At 68.1% G+C, this 1415-nt stretch carries 1 protein-coding gene; it reads right to left on the bottom strand.

All coding sequences use genetic code 11. The features are described 5' to 3' along the window. Nucleotides 1–129: 129 nt before the first annotated feature. The gene (locus tag AQI95_RS44175) at nucleotides 130–1359 is read right to left on the bottom strand and encodes an IS701 family transposase (RefSeq protein WP_079072017.1); all 1230 of its coding nucleotides are present in this window, start codon (nucleotides 1357–1359) and stop codon (nucleotides 130–132) included. Nucleotides 1360–1415 lie beyond the last annotated feature (56 nt).

Below are 1415 nucleotides of genomic sequence, written 5' to 3'. Positions count from 1 at the left end.
TAGTAGTGCTTCGTTAGGTTCTGCTTCTGTCTTTGCGGCTGTTTCTTGGCAGGTTTCGGCCGCAGGTGGTGCAGGTGCCGGTCCAGCACTTCAGCAGGTCCTGGAGTGTGTCGAGGACTTGGTAGAGGGTCAGGCCGGCGTCTGGGCTTTTGGGTCGAGCCGCCTGAGGGTGAGGAATGCCTGGGCTGCGGTGACGAGGGTGACGTGGTGGTGCCAGCCGCGCCAGGTGCGGCCCTCGAAGTGGTCCAGGCCCAGGCCGTGTTTGAGTTCGCGGTAGTCGTGCTCGATCCGCCAGCGCATCTTCGCCCACCGCACCAGGTCGGCGATCGAGGTGCCGGCGGGCAGGTTGCTCATCCAGTAGCCGGTCGGCTCCGACGCGTCTTCGGGCTGTTCGACGAGCAGGGTCCGCAACGGCAGCACTCCGTCCCAGCGGCTGCGTCCGCCAGCCTGTTCCTGCGCGGTGCGGGTGGCTTCCTTGCCCGACGGCCGCACCTTCAGCATGGCGAAACGCGAGGTCATCGCACCTTTGCTGCCCTGCCGCCAGGTGACCTCCTCGAAGCGGGTGCAGGCGTTGATGAGGTTGGGCAGGGGCCGGGCAGGCTCGCGGTAACGGGACAGTGTGGGCGGCCCCAGGCCGCCATAGGCAGGCTGAGACGGCTCAGCCGTCGCAGGTCGGGCGATCCCCTTGGGATCCACCGCCATCACGTAGGACCAGCCGCGTTCCTCCAGCGCGAGCCGGAAGGAGACGCTGCGGCCATAGCCGGCGTCCGCCACGATCACCGGCACCACCAGCCCCTGGCCGGCGAGCCGGTCCAGCACGCCAAGTGCCAGACGCGTCTTGGACGCATGCTCGACCTCCTCGGGCACCCCGGCCCGTCGGCGCCGCAGCTGGTCCCCCGCCCATTCTTCGGGCAGGAACAACTCCCACTCCAGCGGGCACGAGGCGGTGTCGGTGGCCGCGTGGACACTGACCGCGACCTGGCAGTTGGCCCGCTTGCCCAACGCTCCGCAGTACTGCCGGGCCACCCCGACCGACGCGGTGCCGCACTTGGGAAACGACACGTCGTCGACCACCCACACATCGGGAGCGATCACCTTGCACAGCCGCTCGGCGATCCGCCGCCGCACCGGCGACCACTCCCACGGCGACTGGTTCACGAACTGCTGCAGGGCCTGCATGTTCCCGTCCGGCAGCCGTTCCGCCATCGGCTGGATCGACTTCCGGCGGCCGTCCAGCATCAGACCCCGCAGATAACACTCGCCCCAGCGGCGTTGATCCCGCCGCGGCACCGACCCGAACACATCGGCAACGAACTCCGCTAACTCACCCCGGAGGCGTTCCACTTCCCCCAACCTCATACCGGAAAGGCTGCCCACCACCAGGCGTGATCACTCGACGTAACGAAGCACTACTA

The organism is Streptomyces yokosukanensis, from assembly GCF_001514035.1.
GTDB lineage: Bacteria > Actinomycetota > Actinomycetes > Streptomycetales > Streptomycetaceae > Streptomyces > Streptomyces yokosukanensis.
This window is presented reverse-complemented; position numbering and strand designations above follow the sequence as displayed.

What these genes read in the sequence shown, in the direction of transcription:
- AQI95_RS44175 (WP_079072017.1), bottom strand. Translation starts at nt 1,359, where the DNA reads ATGAGGTTGGGGGAAGTGGAACGCCTCCGGGGTGAGTTAGCGGAGTTC.